General features: G+C 70.6%; 19 protein-coding genes. 17 read left to right on the top strand and 2 right to left on the bottom strand.

Annotated elements, in window-relative coordinates; translation table 11 throughout:
* Positions 1 to 5 precede the first annotated feature (5 nt).
* The 14 genes from ACH34R_RS26470 (at position 6) to ACH34R_RS26405 (ending at position 14350) form a co-directional block, all read left to right on the top strand.
* Positions 6 to 446, top strand: coding sequence for a hypothetical protein (locus ACH34R_RS26470; protein WP_397564220.1), 441 nt, complete (start codon positions 6 to 8; stop codon positions 444 to 446).
* The gene (locus ACH34R_RS26465) at positions 443 to 820 is read left to right on the top strand and encodes a nuclear transport factor 2 family protein (RefSeq protein ID WP_397564219.1); all 378 of its coding nucleotides are present in this window, start codon (positions 443 to 445) and stop codon (positions 818 to 820) included. Before ACH34R_RS26470 ends, ACH34R_RS26465 begins: the two co-directional genes overlap by 4 nt.
* Positions 820 to 2430 carry a GMC family oxidoreductase gene (locus ACH34R_RS26460; protein WP_397564218.1) on the top strand — a complete coding sequence of 537 codons (1611 nt, stop codon included), beginning with the start codon at positions 820 to 822 and terminating at the stop codon, positions 2428 to 2430. Before ACH34R_RS26465 ends, ACH34R_RS26460 begins: the two co-directional genes overlap by 1 nt.
* Entirely contained in the window at positions 2423 to 3007 is a 585-nt protein-coding gene (locus ACH34R_RS26455; protein ID WP_397564217.1) for a DJ-1/PfpI family protein, read from the top strand. The genes ACH34R_RS26460 and ACH34R_RS26455 overlap by 8 nt, the downstream gene beginning before the upstream one ends.
* Positions 3004 to 3462, top strand: coding sequence for a VOC family protein (locus tag ACH34R_RS26450; protein ID WP_397564216.1), 459 nt, complete (start codon positions 3004 to 3006; stop codon positions 3460 to 3462). The genes ACH34R_RS26455 and ACH34R_RS26450 overlap by 4 nt, the downstream gene beginning before the upstream one ends.
* A complete protein-coding gene (locus ACH34R_RS26445) occupies positions 3446 to 5263 on the top strand; it encodes an AGE family epimerase/isomerase (RefSeq protein WP_397564215.1) in 1818 nt (605 codons plus the stop codon). The genes ACH34R_RS26450 and ACH34R_RS26445 overlap by 17 nt, the downstream gene beginning before the upstream one ends.
* A 28-nt stretch (positions 5264 to 5291) precedes the next feature.
* Complete coding sequence (locus ACH34R_RS26440; RefSeq protein WP_397564214.1) at positions 5292 to 5645, top strand: STAS domain-containing protein; 354 nt, start codon at positions 5292 to 5294, stop codon at positions 5643 to 5645.
* Positions 5645 to 7759: a glycogen debranching protein gene (locus tag ACH34R_RS26435; protein WP_397564213.1), complete on the top strand. Its 2115-nt coding sequence runs from the start codon at positions 5645 to 5647 to the stop codon at positions 7757 to 7759. Before ACH34R_RS26440 ends, ACH34R_RS26435 begins: the two co-directional genes overlap by 1 nt.
* A gap of 43 nt (positions 7760 to 7802) precedes the next feature.
* Positions 7803 to 8120 (top strand): STAS domain-containing protein, encoded by a 318-nt coding sequence (locus ACH34R_RS26430; RefSeq protein ID WP_397564212.1) that lies wholly within the window; start codon positions 7803 to 7805, stop codon positions 8118 to 8120.
* An 11-nt stretch (positions 8121 to 8131) separates the two neighbouring features.
* Positions 8132 to 8587 (top strand): ATP-binding protein, encoded by a 456-nt coding sequence (locus tag ACH34R_RS26425; RefSeq protein ID WP_397564211.1) that lies wholly within the window; start codon positions 8132 to 8134, stop codon positions 8585 to 8587.
* 24 nt (positions 8588 to 8611) lie between these two features.
* Positions 8612 to 9826 carry a PP2C family protein-serine/threonine phosphatase gene (locus ACH34R_RS26420; RefSeq protein WP_397564210.1) on the top strand — a complete coding sequence of 405 codons (1215 nt, stop codon included), beginning with the start codon at positions 8612 to 8614 and terminating at the stop codon, positions 9824 to 9826.
* A 3-nt stretch (positions 9827 to 9829) separates the two neighbouring features.
* Positions 9830 to 10585 (top strand): MinD/ParA family protein, encoded by a 756-nt coding sequence (locus ACH34R_RS26415; RefSeq protein WP_397564209.1) that lies wholly within the window; start codon positions 9830 to 9832, stop codon positions 10583 to 10585.
* Positions 10586 to 11119: 534 nt separating this feature from the next.
* On the top strand, positions 11120 to 12436 hold the full coding sequence (locus ACH34R_RS26410) for an IS701 family transposase (RefSeq protein WP_397564208.1): 1317 nt from the start codon (positions 11120 to 11122) through the stop codon (positions 12434 to 12436).
* Positions 12437 to 12610: 174 nt separating this feature from the next.
* The gene (locus tag ACH34R_RS26405; RefSeq protein ID WP_397564207.1) at positions 12611 to 14350 is read left to right on the top strand and encodes a CDGSH iron-sulfur domain-containing protein; all 1740 of its coding nucleotides are present in this window, start codon (positions 12611 to 12613) and stop codon (positions 14348 to 14350) included.
* 11 nt (positions 14351 to 14361) lie between these two features.
* Here the strand turns inward: ACH34R_RS26405 and ACH34R_RS26400 are convergent, their stop codons facing one another.
* Both ACH34R_RS26400 and ACH34R_RS26395 read right to left on the bottom strand, forming a co-directional pair.
* On the bottom strand, positions 14362 to 14793 hold the full coding sequence (locus ACH34R_RS26400; RefSeq protein WP_397564206.1) for a TIGR03667 family PPOX class F420-dependent oxidoreductase: 432 nt from the start codon (positions 14791 to 14793) through the stop codon (positions 14362 to 14364).
* Between the two features lie 123 nt (positions 14794 to 14916).
* Positions 14917 to 15651 carry a phosphotransferase gene (locus ACH34R_RS26395; protein ID WP_397564205.1) on the bottom strand — a complete coding sequence of 245 codons (735 nt, stop codon included), beginning with the start codon at positions 15649 to 15651 and terminating at the stop codon, positions 14917 to 14919.
* Between the two features lie 128 nt (positions 15652 to 15779).
* On the opposite strand from ACH34R_RS26395, the gene ACH34R_RS26390 reads away from it, so the two are divergent.
* From ACH34R_RS26390 to ACH34R_RS26380, 3 genes are all read left to right on the top strand, one after another.
* Positions 15780 to 16508: a cellulose binding domain-containing protein gene (locus ACH34R_RS26390; RefSeq protein WP_397564204.1), complete on the top strand. Its 729-nt coding sequence runs from the start codon at positions 15780 to 15782 to the stop codon at positions 16506 to 16508.
* A 104-nt stretch (positions 16509 to 16612) separates the two neighbouring features.
* The gene (locus ACH34R_RS26385) at positions 16613 to 17119 is read left to right on the top strand and encodes an RNA polymerase sigma factor (RefSeq protein ID WP_111169086.1); all 507 of its coding nucleotides are present in this window, start codon (positions 16613 to 16615) and stop codon (positions 17117 to 17119) included.
* The gene (locus ACH34R_RS26380) at positions 17112 to 17954 is read left to right on the top strand and encodes a hypothetical protein (protein WP_397564203.1); all 843 of its coding nucleotides are present in this window, start codon (positions 17112 to 17114) and stop codon (positions 17952 to 17954) included. Before ACH34R_RS26385 ends, ACH34R_RS26380 begins: the two co-directional genes overlap by 8 nt.
* The last annotated feature ends 129 nt before the right edge of the window (positions 17955 to 18083 follow it).

Here is an 18083-nt window from a genome sequence, read left to right as displayed (position 1 = left end):
TCACTATGGCGAGACCCGCCCCGTCCGACAGGACGGTCGAGGAGTGGGTGGCCGGCTGGTACCGGGCGCTCGACCGGCACGACGACATCGAGACGCTATGGGACCACCTCACCGGTGACGACCTGACGATGGTCTTCCCCGAGGGGACCTCCCGCGGCCACGGCGACTTCCGCAAGTGGTACGAGACGGTGACCAACCGCTTCTTCGACGAGCAGCACACCGTCACCTCGGTCGAGGTCGGGCCGTGGCACGACGGCGCGGCAACCCTCAAGGTCGTCGTGAACTGGCAGGCCAGGATCTGGGACCCGCCGGCCGCGCGGAGCGAATGGATCGGCTTCGACGCCTACCAGACCTGGGAGGTCGTCGCCGGCCCGGCCGGGGACCTGCGGATCAGGAACTACGTCGTGGACCGGCTGGAGCCCATGCCCGGAAGCAGGCCGTTATGACACCGCGTGAGACCATCGCGCACTACTACGAGTACGCCAACGCCGGCGACTGGTCGCGCTGGTGCGACCTGTTCACCGAGAAGGCCGTGGTGGACGAGCAGATCGGCGGGCGGCTGGAGGGCCAGGACACGCTGCGCGCGGCGGTGGCCGGGTTCCCGGAGATCTACCGTTCCTTCCGCAACGAGCCGAGGCACGTCGTCATCGCCGGCGACGAGGCCGGCGTGGTGTCGCACATCAGCGCCGTCGCGTCCGGCGGCGAGCCGATCGAGGCCGAGGTGATGAACTACTTCCGCCTGGAGAACGGCCGGATCGCCTACATGGCCAACTTCCACGACACCATGCCGTTCCGCGGCCCGCTCGGGCTGGACAAGTGATGTCCCCGGCGACGGAGGCAGCGGAGTTCGACTACGTCGTAGTCGGCGCGGGCGCGGCGGGCTCGGTGCTCGCCCGCCGGCTCGCCGAGTCGGGCGCGGGCACGGTGCTGCTGCTGGAGGCGGGCGGCACCTGGATCCCCGCGAACGTGGACGCCGCGCCGCTGTGGTTCACCCTGCTGGGTTCGGGCATCGACTGGAACTACGAGAGCGTGCCGCAGCCGGGTCTTTCCGGCCGGACCACGCGCGAGCCGCGCGGCAGGATCGTCGGCGGCAGCAGCGACCTCTACATCATGATGCACATCCGCGGCCACCGCGCGGACTTCGACAACTGGGCCTACCAGGGGGCCGCCGGCTGGTCCTACGCCGACTGCCTGCCGTACTTCCAGCGCCTGGAGAACCAGGAGGACAAGACCTGGGAGGGCACCGGGACCGGCGGCCCGCAGGTCGTGGCCAACGCCGGGGCGCACGACCCCAACCCGTACTCGCGGACCTTCCTCGACGCCTGCGCCGAGCTGGGTCACCCGGCCGTACCGGACTTCAACGGGCCCTCGATGCTGGGCGCGGGCTGGCACCACATCAACGCCGAGGGCGGGCGGCGGCGCGGCGCGCTGCACTGCTACCTGGAGCCGGTGCTCGACCACGAGCGGCTGACCCTGCGGCCCAACGCGCGGGCGACCCGGCTGCTGTTCGACGGCGACCGCTGCACCGGGGTGGAGTACCTGCGCCAGGCCCCCGCCCCCTCCGGCAGCGACGGCAGGAGGCTGGCCGGCCGTTCGGTGGACACCACGACCGAGACCGGCCTGCGGCAGGTCCGGGCCCGCCGCGAGGTGCTGGTGTGCGGCGGCGCCATCGAGTCGCCCAAGCTGCTGATGCTGTCCGGCATCGGCGATCCGGGGCACCTGCGCGAGGCGGGGGTCGAGGTACGGCTGCCGCTGCCCGGCGTGGGCGCCAACTTCCACAACCACGTGCTCACCGGGGTCATCCAGGAGACCAGGCGGCCGGTGCCGCCGGGCGCCAACAACCTGTCGGAGGCGGCGCTGTTCACCGTCTCCGAGAGCGGCATGGTCGCGCCCGACATCCAGATCGCGTTCGTGCACGTGCCGTTCGACATCATCGTCGGGCGGCGGCATCCCAACGCGGTCAGCATCCTGCCCGGCGTGGTGCGCCCGGCCTCCCGCGGATGGGTGCGCCTGGCCTCGGCCGACCCGCTGACCCCGCCCCTGGTCAACCCGAACTACCTGGGCGACCGCGCCGACCTGGACCGCCTGGTCCAGGGCGTGGAGCTGGCCAGGGACATCTTCGCCACGCGGGCGTTCGCCGGGGACCTCGCCGGGGAACTGCTGCCCGGCCCGGACGTCACCGGGCGCGAGGCGCTGGCGCGGTTCGCCCGCGACCGCGCCGACACCTACCACCACCAGGCCGGCTCGTGCCGGATGGGCATCGACGACGACGCGGTGGTGGACCCGCGGCTTCGGGTGCGCGGCGTCACGGGCCTGCGGGTGGCCGACGCCAGCGTGATGCCCGCGGTGACGTCCGGCAACACGCACGCGGCCGTCCAGATGATCGCCGAGCGGTGCGCCGACTTCGTCCTCGGGGGTTTCGATGGCTGAACTGCGCGGGGCGCGCGTCGCCCTGCTGATGGAGAGCGACTACTTCGAGCCGGAGATCTTCTACTACCAGCGGCGCTTCGCCGAGGAGGGGGTGCGCCTCACGCTGATGACCCGGCTGTGGGGGCAGCCGCAGATCACCTTCACCGGTCATGAGTACCGTGCGCCGCTGGCCGTGGACCAGAGCCTGGAGGGGCTGTCCGACGACGACCTGCGCGGCTACGACGCGGTCATCGTGCCGTCCGGGATGGTCGCCGACCGGCTGCGGTTCAGTGAGAAGCCGCGCGACCTCTCCCCCGCGACCGAGCTGATGCAGCGCGCGTTCGCCATGCCCGAGGTGCTCAAGGGCGTGATCTGCCACGGCATGTGGCTGCTGGCCAAGGTCCCGCAGACGGTCCGCGGCCGGCCGGTCACCTGCCACAACAACCTGGTGGGCGACGTCGTCAACATGGGCGCCGAGTACCGCGACGAGGACGTCGTGATCGACGGCGACCTGGTGACGGGCCGCAGCGGCGCGCACGCCCACCTGTTCGCCCGGGCGCTGATCGGCGAGCTGACCGCGCGCAGGGCCGCGTCGTGAGCGGCGGGGACACCGAAGACCTGCGCTGGTCGCACGCGGCGCTGAACTGCCGCGACATCGACGCGACCGCGGAGTTCTACTGCCGGTGGTTCGGGTTCGTCCGGGCCGCGGCGTTCCCGGTCGGCGACACCAAGATCGTGTTCCTTCGCAAGGGGGACGCCTACCTGGAGCTGTTCCAGGCGGCGGAAGGCCCGGCGGACGACGCGGCGCGCGGCGACGGGCCCGTCCGCGCCGGGACGCTGCGGCACATCGCGCTGCGGACCGACGACATCGACCGCGTCCTCGCGCGGATGGGACCGCAGGCACAGGTCTCCCTCGGACCGCTGTGCTTCGACGAGTTCGTCCCCGGCTGGCGCTCGGTGTGGGTGAAGGACCCCGACGGAACCGTCGTCGAGATCAGCCAGGGCTACAAGGACCAGACCACCGGAGGTGAAGACGATGCCCAGCGGCATTGACTTCCGATTCAGCGACCTAGTGGCGGGCCGGGTCGGCTCGCCGGTGGACGAGCGGGGCACGTTCGGCCTGACCACGGCCGACGGCCGCGAGTTCCGCGTCACCATGGACGGCAACACCTCGGCCGAGGTGCTGCGCAACCTGGAACACCCCTACCTGGACGCCGCCGGCCATCGCGATGAGATGGTCGTCCCCGGCCGGCCGCTGTTCGCCTACGGCGTCTTCACGCCGCAGGACGGCGAGCTGCGGTTCGCCGCCAAGCGGGTGATCTTCCTGGGCCGGGGGCCGGAGGACTACCGGTTCGAGGAGCCGGACTGGTGGATCCACCAGCTCGGCCGCATCGCCGCCTTCTACCGCAGGGCGCAGTTCGGCGCAGGGCCGATCGACTACCGCGACTACCGGACCGTGCTGCGGCTGGACGGCCGCAAGACCGCGAGCCACGTGCAGGAGACCGACACCATCTCGCGCCTGGTGTACGGCATGGCCTCGGCGTACATGCTGAGCGGCGAGGAGGAGTTCCTGGAGGCCGCCGAGCGCGGCGTGGACTACCTGCGCGAGCACATGCGCTTCGTCGACACCACCCACAACGTCACCTACTGGTACCACGGCATCGAGGTCCAGGAGGGCCGCCCGGAGAAGAAGCTGTTCACCTCCGAGTTCTCCGACGACTACGACGCCATCCCGATGTACGAGCAGATCTACGCGCTGGCCGGCCCCACCCAGACCTACCGGATCAACGGCGACCCCCGCATCCTGCGCGACGCCGAGGGCACGATCAGGCTGTTCGACGACCACTTCCGCGACTACAAGGGCGGCGGCTACTTCAGCCACATCGACCCGATCTTCATGGACCCGCGCCACGCGTCCATCGCCCCGAACGACGGGCGCAAGAACTGGAACTCCGTCGGCGACCACGCGCCCGCGTACCTGATCAACCTGTACCTCGCGACCGGCCGCGAGGAGTACGCCGACATGCTGGAGCGCACGTTCGACACGATCGTTGCGCACTTCCCCGAGGACGACCACAGCCCGTTCGTCCAGGAGCGCTTCAACGAGGACTGGAGCCCCGACCGCAGCCACACCTGGCAGCAGGACCGCGCGGTCGTCGGCCACAACCTGAAGATCGCCTGGAACCTGATGCGGATGCACTCGCTGCGCGCCAAGCAGGACTACCGGGCGCTGGCCGAGCGGATCGCCCGGCGGATGCCCGCGATCGGCAGCGACCAGCAGCGCGGCGGATGGTACGACGTCGTGGAACGGACCAAGGCCGCGGGCGACCGCTGGTACGCCTTCACCTGGCACGACCGCAAGGCGTGGTGGCAGCAGGAGCAGGCGATCCTGGCCTACCTGATCCTGGCCGGCACCACCAAGGGCCAGGATCACCTGGAGGAGGCGCGCCGCGCGTCGGCCTTCTACAACGCGTTCTTCCTGGACCACGACGAGGGCGCGGTGTACTTCAACGTGCTCGCCGACGGCATGCCGTACCTGCTGGGCACCGAGCGGTTCAAGGGCAGCCACTCGATGAGCATGTACCACTCCGCGGAGCTGTGCTATCTCGCCACCGTCTACACGAACCTGCTGGTCAGGGGCGAGCCGCTGAACCTGTGGTTCAAGCCGCTGCCCACCGCGCCGCGCCGGCTGCGCGTCTCCCCCGACCTGCTGCCCGCCGGTTCGGTGCGGCTGGAGGAGGTCGAGGTGGACGGCCGCAGGCACACCGCCTTCGACCGGGACGGCCTGGTGGTGGACCTGCCCGACTCGCAGGAGCGGCTGACGGTCCGGGTCACCCTCGTCTCGGCGAAATGAAGGAAGTGAAGGACAGGTGAAAGGCCGAATGCCGGCACGAACGCTCGACGTGACCACATCGAAGGCCGGTGAGCTGGCCGTGGTGCGGCTCAGCGGCGATCTGGACAGCCGGACCGCCCCCGCCGTCCAGGAACACGTGGGCACCGCGCTCACCCGGTCGCGGCTGCTCGTCCTCGACCTGACCGGGCTGCGCTACATGTCCAGCGCAGGTCTGCGGGTCATGCTCCTGTCGTACCGGCAGGCGCAGCGGGCGGGCGGCGAGATGGCCGTGGTGGGGCTGTCCGGCGAACTCCGCATGATCATGAGCGCGGTGGGGTTCCTGGGCTTCTTCACCATCGCCGAAGACCTCGACGAGGCCACGAAGCTGCTCACGGAGGAATGATGACGATCCCCCTGATCGACCGGATCGACTCCTACCCGACACACAAGATCTCCGGCTTTCCGGTGCGGCACGGCAACCCGCTGCTCCCCGGGGCCACGTTCACGCACGGCGGGGTGAACTTCAGCGTCTCCTCCGAGAACGCCACCTCGATCAGCCTGGTGCTGTTCAAGCGCGGGGAGCGCGAACCGTACGCGGAGCTGCCGCTCCCGGACACGTTCCGGACCGGGCACATCTGGTCGGTCACGGTGTACGACCTGGACAATCTGGACGACCTGGAGTACGGCTTCCGGGCCGGCGGCCCCGACCCCAACTGCTCCCCCGACCGGATCCTGTCCGACCCGTACGCCAAGCTGGTGTCCGGCCGCGAGGTCTGGGGGCAGGATCCCGACTGGTCCGACCCCTACCAGCACCGCTCCCGGCTGATGTTCCACGACTTCCACTGGGGCGACGACACCCCGCCGCGCATCCCCCGCGAGCAGCTCATCATCTATGAGGCCCACGTGCGCGGGTTCACCCGCCACCCGTCCTCCGGGGTGAGCGCGCCCGGGACGTACGCGGGGCTGCGGGAGAAGATCCCCTACCTGAAGTCCATCGGGGTCAACGCACTGGAACTCATGCCGATCTTCGAGTTCGACGAGTTCGAGAACTCCAGGGTCAACCAGGAGACCGGGGAGCGGCTCTACAACTTCTGGGGCTACTCCACCGTCTCCTTCTACGCGCCCAAGGCCGGGTACGCCGCGAGCGGCCGGTACGGCATGGCCGGCGACGAGCTGAAGGCGCTGGTCAGGGAGTGCCACGCGAACGGCATCGAGGTCATCTTGGACGTGGTGTTCAACCACACGGCCGAGGGCAACCACGAGGGCCCGACGATCTCGTTCAAGGGGCTGGACAACGACGTCTGGTACATGATGACCCCGGAGGGCTACTACTACAACTTCAGCGGCACCGGCAACACGATGAACTGCAACCATCCCGTGGTGCGCGAGTTCGTCCTGGACTGCCTGCGCTACTGGGTGGTGGAGTACCACATCGACGGGTTCAGGTTCGACCTGGCCGCGATCATGACCAGGGACGTGGACGGCACGCCGCTGCCCAACCCGCCGCTGCTCCAGGAGCTGGCCTACGACCCGCTGCTGCGCGGCTGCATCCTGATCGCCGAGGCGTGGGACGCCGCCGGGCTCTACGAGGTCGGCAGCTTCCCCAACTACCACCGCTGGTCGGAGTGGAACGGCCGGTACCGGGACACCGTCCGGCGGTTCGTCAAGGGCGATCCCGGGATGGCCGGCGAGATGGCCACCCGCTACGTGGGCTCCCCCGACATGTACGCCGGCCGCTCACCGGCCGCGTCGATCAACTTCATCACCGCGCACGACGGCTTCACCCTGCACGACCTGGTCTCCTACAACGACAAGCACAACGAGGCCAACGGGGAGGGCAACCGGGACGGCGGCAACGACGACAACAGCTGGAACTGCGGCGCCGAGGGGCCGACCGACGACCCTGAGATCGGCGAGCTGCGCCGCCGCCAGATGAAGAACCTGCTCACGCTGCTGATGACCAGTCAGGGCATTCCCATGATCCTGGCCGGCGACGAGCGGGCCCGCACGCAGTGGGGCAACAACAACGCCTACTGCCACGACAGCGAGCTGAGCTGGGTGGACTGGTCCGGCGGCGACCTGGCCGAGGAGATGACCAGGTTCACCTCCCACCTCACCCGGCTGCGCTCCGCCCATCCCGCGGTGCACGCGCTGGAACACCCGACGGGGCGCGAGGTGCTGCCCGGCCTGCCCGAGATCAGCTGGCACGGCGTGGCCGCGTACTCACCGGACTGGTCACAGGAGAGCAGGCTGCTCGCCGTCATGCGGTGCGCCCCGCTGGAGGGGCCGGAAGGCGACGTCGACTGCGTCTACGTCGCCTCCAACGCGCACTGGGAGGGGCGCGAGGTCGAGCTGCCGTGGCTGCCCGAGGGGGCACTGTGGCGGGTCGCCGCGGACACCTCGGCCGCCGCCCCCGGCGACGTCTTCCCGATCGGCGAGGAGCCGATCCTGGGCGACCAGCGCTCGATCAGGGTGAACGCGCGCTCGACCGTCGTCCTCTGCTCACGCATCAGCTAGGCACATCGCGAACATCGCGACCTTCTGGGGAAAGGACACCGAAATGTTCCAGGCCGATCTCACCATCAACGATGGCATGGTGATCATCCAGCTCAGCGGCGACCTCGACGCGTCATCGGCGCCGAGCTTCCACGAGATCCTTCAGCAGGCGGCGGGGCACGCGCCCGAGCGGCTCTGTCTGGCGATGCACAACCTGAAGTACATCTCCTCGGCGGGCGTGCGCGGCCTCGTCTTCGCCCGGCAGAAGATGGGCGACGACGTCGAGGTGATCGTGGAGGGCGCCAACGAGAGCGTCGCGGAGACGATCCGGCTGACGGGGATGGAGCACGCCCTCACGATCCGGTCCTCGTTCTCCGGTTGAGCGGGCGCGCGGTGAAGACACTTCGGGTGCCCGCCACCGTGGCCTCGCTGGGGGAGGTCGCGCGGTTCGTCGGCCAGGCGGGCACGGACGCGGATCTGGGGGAAAGAGACGCGTACCGGCTGCGGCTCGCAACCGACGAACTCGTCACCAACGTCATCACCCACGGGTTCCGGAACCTCACGCCCGGCGAGATCGAGCTTCAGGTGTCGGTCAGCGACGGCTGGGTGCTGGTGGTGGTGCTGGACACGGCCGGGGAGTTCGACCCGACCGGGCGGGACCGGATGGCGCCCGCCGTGCGGCAGGCCGCGGTGTGGCGGCGGGAGGAGGGCACGACCGGCGGTTTCGGCCTGACCCTCGCCCGGATGTGCGCCGACCGGATCATGTACGAACGCACCGGCGACCTGAATCGGACGATCATCGTGGTCCGCCGATCCGGACGCCGGCTGTGCGAGGCCGAGATCCGCTGAAGATGGCTGATGAGAATGGAAGGGTTGAAGGTCCTCGTCGTCGGCAGGCACGGCGCCGGCGACGGCACCACGCACGAACTGGCGAGCGCCCTGGTCGAGTGCGGCACCCGCCCGGTGCTCGCCTCGGGCAGGGAGGTCCTTGCGGGGGCGCATGACGCCCTGGACCCCGACCTCCTGCTGCTGCACGCAGAGCTGACCGTCGGCGAGGTCGGGTTCGTCAGGGACCGGTGGCGGCGCTCCGGTGACCCGCCGGGCGCGCTGCTGTTCTGTGGCGCCGACCACGTCAGCCTCGAACCGCACCTCGACGCGGGGCTGGACTACATCCTGCCGCCGTTCACGCCGGGGCTGGTGCGCAATCGCCTGGCCGGGGGCCACGAGCGGCGGCGGCTGGCCCGGGCGGTCGGCGACCTGGAGCCGTCGCTCGCCGTCCTGCCGCACGAGCGGGACCTGCGGATCGGGCGGCGGATCCAGGAGGGCTTCCTGCCGGCCGAGCTGCCCTGCCCGGCCGGCTGGGAGGTGGCGGCGCGGTTCGAGCCGGCCAGGGAGATCTCGGGCGACTTCTACGACGGCTTCTCGATGGCCGCCGGGCGGCGGGCGGCGTTCCTGGTCGCCGACGTGTGCGACAAGGGCATCGGCTCGGCGCTGTTCATGGCGCTGATGCGGACCCTGCTGCGGCACTCGGCGCTGAACTGGTGGCCCGGCGCGCTCGCGCCGTTCCTGCTGCCGGGCAGGCAGGGCTTCCTCGGCTCGCCCGGCATCGGCGCGGTGCCGCTGCTGGCCGCGGTGCGCGGCGCCAACGCCTACCTGACGACCAACCATCTGAGCCAGGCGTACTTCGTCACGCTCTTCTTCTGCGTGGCCGACCCGGTCACGGGCCGGATCCTCTACATCAACGGCGGGCACAACCCGCCGATCCTGCTGCGCGCGGCGGGCGGGCACCGCCTGCTGCGCGCGACCGGCCCGGCCGTGGGTCTTTGGGCGGACGCCGTGTTCACCATCGCCGCGGTCGCGCTCGCCCCGGGCGACACGCTGTTCATGTACACCGACGGGGTCACCGAGGCCAGGGACGAGGCCGGCCGGATGTTCGGCCTGCCGCGCCTGGTCGAGCTGCTGGACGGCATGCCGGGCGCGCCCGCCGAGGACGCGGTGACCCGCGTGCTCGCGGAGGTCCAGGCCCACGGCGGGCGCGCCCCGCAGTCCGACGACATCACCATGCTGGCCTTGCGCAGGTGTCCATAGACCGTGGGCCGACGCCATGCGCCGATCGTCGCCGTGTGCTCACCGCACGGCGGCACCGGCAAGACGTCCATGGTGGTGAACATCGCCTCCGTCGCCTTCCGGTACGGCAGGCGGGTCGCGGTCGTGGACACCGCGATGCAGTCGCCGGGCCTCGCCGCCGCGCTCGGGCTGAGCGTCCCGCACTCGCTGGCCGACTACCTGTGCGGGGCGTGCGACATCACCGAGGCCGTGCGGCACCACCGCGGCGCGGGGGGCGCGGAGGGCGCCCTGTTCGCGGTGGCGGCCTGCCGGGACCGCGAGGACGCGGCGGCGGCGCTGGTCGGCGGGTACGACCCGGGCCTGCTCGTCGAGGGCTGCCATCGCCTGGTGGACCTGCTGGACCTGGACGTGCTGCTGCTCGACACACCTCCCGGACTCAACACCGAGGCCCTGGTCAGCACCGCAATGGCCGACACGGTCGTGCAGGTGGACCGGGTGGGCGGCTACCGCGAGGCGCCGGGAGGGCCGGGGACGGCCGGATCGTCGTTCCGGCTGGTGGTCAACATGGTGCCCGCGGCGCTCGCCGAGCCGGACGTCGAGCGCGACGTGCGGGCGGTCTTCGGCGTCCCGCCGCCGCTCACCGTCCTGCCGTACGTCCCGGAACTCGCGGCGATGGGCGGCGGGGGTGTTTTCGTGGACGCCCATCCGGGGCACGAGGCGGCGGCACGGATACGCGCGCTCGCCGCGACCATCCCCGGGGCGCACCGCGCGCGCTGGTAGGAAAAGGCCGATAATCGCCGCCCGAATATCGCGGCCCTCGTCATGCGCGCAGTTCCCGATGGGCATCCGTTATACCGAAATCGAGCGGGTGTTCGCACGCTCACGGTAACTGCGAAGACTTCGCGAGAACGCACGGGTAAGCGGGCCATGCGTACTTCCAGGTGAACTCTTGGTGGCCGATTAAATACCTGCTTTCCGGGCGTTCTGAACGTGCCCATTGGCTCGCCGGAGATCCTATCCGGATTAGTCCATGAAGAAAATGCGCCTATTAGCGACGGAACGCCGGCTCCGGCGTACAGTGTTCGACTGGACGAACCTGGCATAACCGGGCATGATCCGGTCATCGCCCGGTTCTCCATCCTTCTGGCCATATAGCCAGAACGGGGTTTCTTTGCTTATCTGTAAGCCAGGCAGGCCGACAAGGCGTCCGCGGGGGAGGTGGCGCAGGCCGGGGCCGCCCTTCTTCGTTTTCCTTCCGGGGCGCGGCCACGCTTCGATCCCGCACGCGCCAGATCCGGAAAGGAAGACACAAGTGTGCAATCGATCAACCATGAACACCACATCACCGAGTCGCCCGTACAACTCGCCGGCCGCGTTCGCGAGGATTCCCTGCAGGAGTTCTGTGAAGAACTCTTCGCACCGCTGAGCCGGCGGGACCAGCGACGGTGGGGGTGGATGTACGTCCGGGGCCTGCTGCTGTCTGCGGGCCGGAAGTCGATGCGCAACATCGCCGCCACGGCACACCAGCCGGCGTCCCAGCAGAATCTGCAGCAGTTCGTCAGCAAGTCGACCTGGGAGTGGGAGGAGGTGCGCCGCCGGCTGGCGAGGGTGCTGTGCCGCCACCTCAAGGCGACCGCCTGGGTGCTCTCCCCGCTCGTCATCCCCAAGTCGGGCAGCAACACCGTCGGGGTCGAGACCCAGTTCGTCACCCACCTGGGCCGGCTCGTCAACTGCCAGCAGGCCCTGGGGGTCTGGTTCGTCAAGCCGGGCGTGAGCTGCCCGATGGACTGGCGGCTGATCCTGCCGCCGAGCTGGACCGACGACCCGATCCGGCGGCAGCGGGCCGCGATACCCGTGGAGGTCAAGAACGCCCCCGCCTGGGAGCACGGGGTCGAGGCGCTGATCACCATGATCAACGACTGGGGGCTGCCCGTGCGCCCGGCCGTCATGGACGTCCGCCAGGCCGACGCGAGCGAGATCATCGGCGAGTTGCAGCGCCTGCACATCCCGTTCATCGTCCGGGTCAGCCGGGCGACCCGCTTCGTCAGGGCCAGGCCCGCGCCCGGCCGCAGGGGCCCCGACGACGAGTACACGGCCGACTCCCTGGGCCAGATCCTCAAGGGGCGGCGAAGGGTCGTGCAGTGGCACGACGGCGAGCGCGGGACCCATCAGGGGGTGCTCGCCGCGGCCGTGCACGTCAACCTGCCCGACCGCCTGACCAACTCCGACGTCGGGATGAGCGATCCCGGCGGCGCGTTCGTCCCGGTCGGTGTGGACGTCCCGCCCATGCAGCGGGCCTTGGCGCTCGTCGCGGAATGGCGCGACTCGGTACAGGGCAAACCCGCGTTCTGGGTTTCCAATATCACCAATGCCGCGGTTCCCGCGCTGCTGGCGTGCGCCAATCTGACTCGCCAGGTCCACCGGGATCAGGAGGAGATCAGCCGGCGAATCGGCCTGTACGACTTCGAGGGCAGGTCATTCGGCGGCTGGCACCGGCACGTGACTCTGGTGTCGGCGGCGCACGCCTTCATCTCGCTCAACCGCCTGCACGGCTCATTTCGCGGGCCGGCCGATCCGAAAGGCGAAGTCATGCCAGGACGGCACGCGGATTCTCCATGGCAGGAAGCCTGAGCCGACCTCATGAAGTGCCGTCACCGCGCTGGGCAACACCACGACGACCGGTCTACCGTAAGCCCGGAATTGACTGCGGTAAGCCGTCCCGTCGGCGGACATCAGGTCGCGAACGATCGAGGTTACGTTATGACGGATAACACCTTAGGCACACTTCTCCAAAATATTACGCGCTTGGCACACGAATTCGAGAGCGTGCAACAAACGGAGCCCTGGGCGGCCTGCGGGCGGCGGCTTCGGGCCAGTGTGATCCGCCCGCTGGCGAAAGCGGCGGGCGAGGCGGACGGCGATTCGGGGATCGCCGCGCCGCCCCTGGGCGACGGCTCGCCCGCCGCCCTTGAGGCGCGGCTGTGGGAGTCGGCCGTCGACGCCACACGACTGCGGGTCCAGGCGGGCGCCGGCGCGAGCGCCGGGTTGCGCGAGGCCGTCGCCGCCCTGCAAGAGCTGTCCCTGCGCCTCGCCGCGGACGACGTCGCCGCCGAACGGCTCGCGCGGCTGCGCGCGCTGCACGAGGGCCTGGAGGGCGGCATAGAGGTGGCCGAGGACGGGCCCTACCTCGTCACCAACGTCTCGGCCCTGCACGACTGGCTGGGACGTCCCATCCCGGCCGGGCCGCAGGTGGCGCTGTGCAGGTGCGGCGCCTCCGCGTCCAAGCCGTTCTGCGACGGCAGCCACGAACGGATCGGCTTCTCCGGCGCGAAGGACCCCAACCGGGTGCCCGACCACCGGGAGAGCCGTTCAGGTGTCAGCCTGACCGTACTGGACAACCGCGGCACCTGCGCCCACTCCGGATTCTGCACCGACCGGGTGCCGGCGGTGTTCCGCCAGGGCAAGGAGCCCTTCGTGGCCGCCAGCGGGGGCCGGCTCGACGAGATCGTGGGCGCGGTCCGCGACTGCCCTTCGGGGGCGCTGAGCTTCGCCCTCGGGGGCGTCGAGCGGCGGGAGACGGTGGACTCGGTCAGGGAGCCCGCGATCGAGGTCTCCAAGGACGGGCCGTACCGGATCACCGGCGGCGTCCCGCTGTGCGGTCAGGGCGGCGGCGACGCCGAGCGCAACGAGGGGGCGTCGCTGGAGCACTACAGCCTCTGCCGCTGCGGCCACTCCCAGAACAAGCCCTTCTGCAGCGGCATGCACTGGTACGCGGGCTTCCATGATCCCGTGGAGGACCCCGGCCACGAGCCGACGCTGTTCGAGTGGGCGGGCGGCCTGCCGGCGCTGACCCGGATGACCCGCCTGTTCTACGGGAAGTACGTGCCGGAGGACCCGCTCGTCGGGCCGTTGTTCGCCGCCATGCACCCCGACCACCCCGACCGGGTGGCCAAGTGGCTGGGCGAGGTGTTCGGCGGCCCGCACGCCTACAGCGAGCAGTACGGCGGATACGACCGGATGATCTCCCAGCACCTCGGCAAGCGGCTCACCGAGCCGCAGCGCGCCCGCTGGGTGGCCCTGATGTGCCAGGCCGCCGAGCAGGCGGGGCTGCCCGCCGACGCGGAGTTCCGGGCCGCCTTCGTGGCCTACCTGGAGTGGGGGTCGCGGATCGCGCTGGAGAACTCCCAGGCAGGGGCCCGGCCCCCCGAGCGCATGCCGGTGCCCCGCTGGTGGTGGGTGTGCAACGCCACTCCGGGCGCCCGGGTCTCCGCGCTGGCCGGAAAAGAACCGGAAGAGCAGGTGGTGACATTACCCGGAGCGGGTGAGCCGGTATCGTTCGCGGCGCACATCAAGCCGTTGTTCAGGGCCATGGACAGAAACTCGATGCGGTTCGCGTTCGACCTGTGGTCGTACGAGGACGTGAAAACCCATTCGGCCGAGATCCTGAAGCGCCTGAGCAACGGCTCGATGCCGTGCGACGGCGGCTGGTCACCCGAGTGGGTGGCCGTTTTCCGGCACTGGACGGAAACCGGGATGCCGCAATAGCCGGGCGCGGTCTAGAAACCCCGCACCCGCGTCAGGCGTACCCGGAGCCGCACCGGGTACGCCTGGACGAAGCTGTCGGCGTCGCCGATGACCCGGACGATGTTGTCGCGATATTTCTCCAGGTAGGCGGGATTGGGCACGGCGGTGGCGGGCTCGTCGAGCAGTTCGGCGTCGCCGGTCATCACGACGATGTCCCGCCCGCCGGAGCTGTCGAAGTTGAGCGATACCCGGGGGTTGCGGCGGATATTGACCAGCCGTTTCGCAATCGGCCGGTTGTAGATGATGAGGCTTTCCCCGCCGTCCCAGAGAAACCACACGGGATTGGGCTGGGGGGTCGAATCATGAGCGACCGTCGTGAGCCAGACGACGAGGTCATCGGTAAGTCTGCGCCGCACCCGCTCGCCAAAGGGCGTGGCCGGGTCGGGAAGCACTTCATTCGCCATTCCCCGATGGTATGCCGTGCCACTTGGCACAGCCAGGCCGGAACACGCCTGCGGCGCGCACTTAGCCGTTTCGCGTCCGATTGATTCGTTATTTGGCGCATTTTGACCGATTTACCGGAGGTCTCAGGCGAGCGCCGAGTCCAGCGCGTCCCGGTTGGCGGCCACCCAGTCATGGGCCTCCAGAACCGCGTCGGCGACGCCGTGGTCGCGCAGCCGGATCATGGCCGGGTCCCCCGCCCCGGCCGCCGCGAGGATGCCGCGCCGGCAGCGGTCCTGCCACCAGAGAATCGTGTCCACCACGCGGCCACGCTCGATGGGGCCGTAGGCGTCGCAGATCAGCCGCACGCCCCGGGCCGCCGCGGCCACATCGCTCACCCCCGGCCCGAGGTCCAGGTACTGCCAGCACACGTGCGCCACGTCGTGGACTCGCTCGCCGGGCGCGGCCATGTCCCAGTCGATGAACGCCACCGGCCGCGACCCCGCGCCGTCGTCCTCGTAGACGGTGTTCTTGGGCGACAGGTCGTTGTGGCAGACCACCTCATGCCCCTCGGCCAGCGGGGTTCCCGCCGTGAGGTCGTGAAAGCGGCGCACCAGGCGGGCGACGCCCGCCAGGCTCTCCGGCGACGAGACCCCGGCCGCGGGCGAGGTCCAGGGCACGTGTCCGGGAAGGTAGGTGAGGATCTCCCGGCCGTCGTCGTCCGTGCCGAGCAGCCGCGGGGAGCCCGTCCAGCCCTGCCGCTCGAAGTGGCGCAGCAGCCGATGGACGTAACCGGCCCGCTCCCCCGGCCTGCGGCGGACCGTGTCACCGACCCGGACCACCTCGTTCACCCATCCCCCGGGCAGCCGCTCCTCACGCACCGGCCCATTCAACCGCGAGATGCGGAAATAGGGGAATTTCGCAGGGTTGACACCCCTGAACACTCAGCCGACGATCACCTCGGACCGCCCCAGGTGAACCCCCGACAGGATGGTGTCCCATGCGCTTGATGAAACGCCGTACGCTCACCGGCGCGACCGTGTCGATCACGCTGTCGCTCATGGTGTCGCTCGTGGTGTCGCTCGGCGGACCGGCCAGGGCGGCGGCAGCCGACGAACTGCCGCCGTCCAAGCCCACCGGCATCTGGGAGTGCATCGCCGACTACCACGGCGCGGTGCCGATGTGCTGGACGCCCTCCACCGATGACACCGGGGTGACCGGCTACGACATCTACATCGTGGAGGACGGCACCGCCCGGCTGCACGGCACCTCCGCCAGGCCCGCCTACACCGCCACCGGGCTGGTCCCCGCCCGTCCCTACACCTTCTTCATCGTGGCCAGGGACGCGGCGGGCAACACGAGCCCTCCCTCAGACCGGTACACCGCCCACGCCCAGGTCGGACTGCCGGTCCCCGGCTGCCATGTCGAGCACGCGACCGGCCGGTCCGGCCCCTGGTCCTACGCAGGCATCAAGCTCACCAACACCGGCACCGCCCCGGTCAGGGGATGGACGCTGCACCTCGACCTCCCCGAGGGCCGGCGGATCGAGTTCTCCTGGGGCGCGAAGTGGTCGCAGGACGGCACGCACGCCGCGTTGTCCAACCTCGCCCACAACGAGACCATCATGCCCGCCGAGACGACCGAACTCGGGTACGCCTGGCGCCATTCCAGCACCGACGCCCGGCCGCAGCGGTTCTCCCTCGACTCCACTCCCTGCACGGTCACGTACCTGCCGTAGAGATGACAAGTCAGCCAATTTCCAAACATTTGGCGAATCCATAGGGCAGCCGGGGGCCGTATTACCGTGTGTGGGCACTTTCCGATGAGTCGCTCCTCGCCGGCATGGCGGCCGGTGACACCCAGGCCGCCGCGTCCTTCGTCCGCAGGTATCAGGCACGTGTGTTCGGTCTGGCGCGCGCGGTGCTCGGGGACGCCGCCGTCGCCGAGGAGGTCGCCCAGGAGGCGTTCGTCCGGGCCTGGCGGCACGCGGCCGTGTACGACGCCAGGCGCGGAAAGGTGTCCACCTGGCTGCTCACGATCACACGCAACCTGGCGGTCGACGCCCTGCGATTACGCAGGGAGGACCCGGTGGATCCGCAGCGGCTCCTCACCGAGCTGCTGGACGGTGAGCGCAGGGAGGACGCGCCGCAGGACGAGGAGTTCGTCCGCCAGGCGCTCCACTCGCTGCCGCGCGAGCAGGCGCGGGTCATCGCGCTCACCGTCTTCTACGGGATGACGGGCAAGGAGGTCGCCGATTGGGAGGGGATACCGCTGGGCACCGCGAAGACACGGCTGCGACGGGGGATGGCCAAGCTGCGCGAGCGGATGGAGGTGGCCGGTGATGAGTGACGACCCGGCGTGCGCCAAGGCCCGGGAGGTGATTCCGGAGCTCGCGGCCGGCGCGACGGCGGGGGACGAGCGGGCCGGCGCGCTCGGCCACGTGTCAGGGTGTCCCACCTGCCGCCACGACCTGCGGGAGAACGCCGCCGCGGTGGACGAGTTGCTGTCGCTCGCGCCCGAGTACGAGCCGCCCGCCGGGTTCGAGGTCGCGGTTCTCGCGCGGATCGGGACGGAGGGGCCCGAGCCGCGGAGGCGGTGGCGGCGCGTGCGCCCGCCGCGCCGCCGCGACCCGGTACGGCAGAGCCCGCGCGACGGCCGCCCGGCCAGGCGGTGGCCGGTCCTGCGCGGCGCGGCGGACGGCCCTCCGCGGACGCGGCGACCGGCCGACCCGGGCGACCGGGCCTGGCGGCGGCCCGCGGCGGTCCTGGTCGCCCTGATCGCGGTCGCCACGCTGGCGGGGGGCGGCGTGTGGCGGGCGACGGAGTCCGACCGCACACTGGCCGCCGGGTACCGGGCCACCCTGGAGGCCGCCAACGGCCGGTACCTGACCGCGGGGGGCGTCTACGCGGCCGGACAGCGGGTCGGCCAGGTCTTCGGCTACCAGGGGGCGCCGAGCTGGCTCTTCCTCACCATCGTCAACGCGCCGGTCTCCGGCGTCTACGACGTGGCCGTCGTCACCATCGACGGCAGGCGCCGCGCGATGGGCCAGGTGCTCATCGCGGCGGGACGCGCGACATGGGGCAGTTCCGTGGACCACCACGTCGCCGAGGTCGCCCGAATCGTCCTGACCAGGCCGGGCGCCCCCGAAATCACCGGCCGCTTCCGCCAGCGCACCGCCTGGTGATCACCCCTCGTCGGGCACCCCCCCACGCCGCGAGCCGGGGGGCGAGCATAGAGGCAGGTACGCGGCCCGCCGCAGGACACCACGACGGCCCTACCGGTGTACCTGGCCCACCCTGCCCCGGACCCTGCG

The organism is Spongiactinospora sp. 9N601 (genome assembly GCF_044326295.1).
Lineage (GTDB): Bacteria > Actinomycetota > Actinomycetes > Streptosporangiales > Streptosporangiaceae > Spongiactinospora > Spongiactinospora gelatinilytica.
This window is presented reverse-complemented; position numbering and strand designations above follow the sequence as displayed.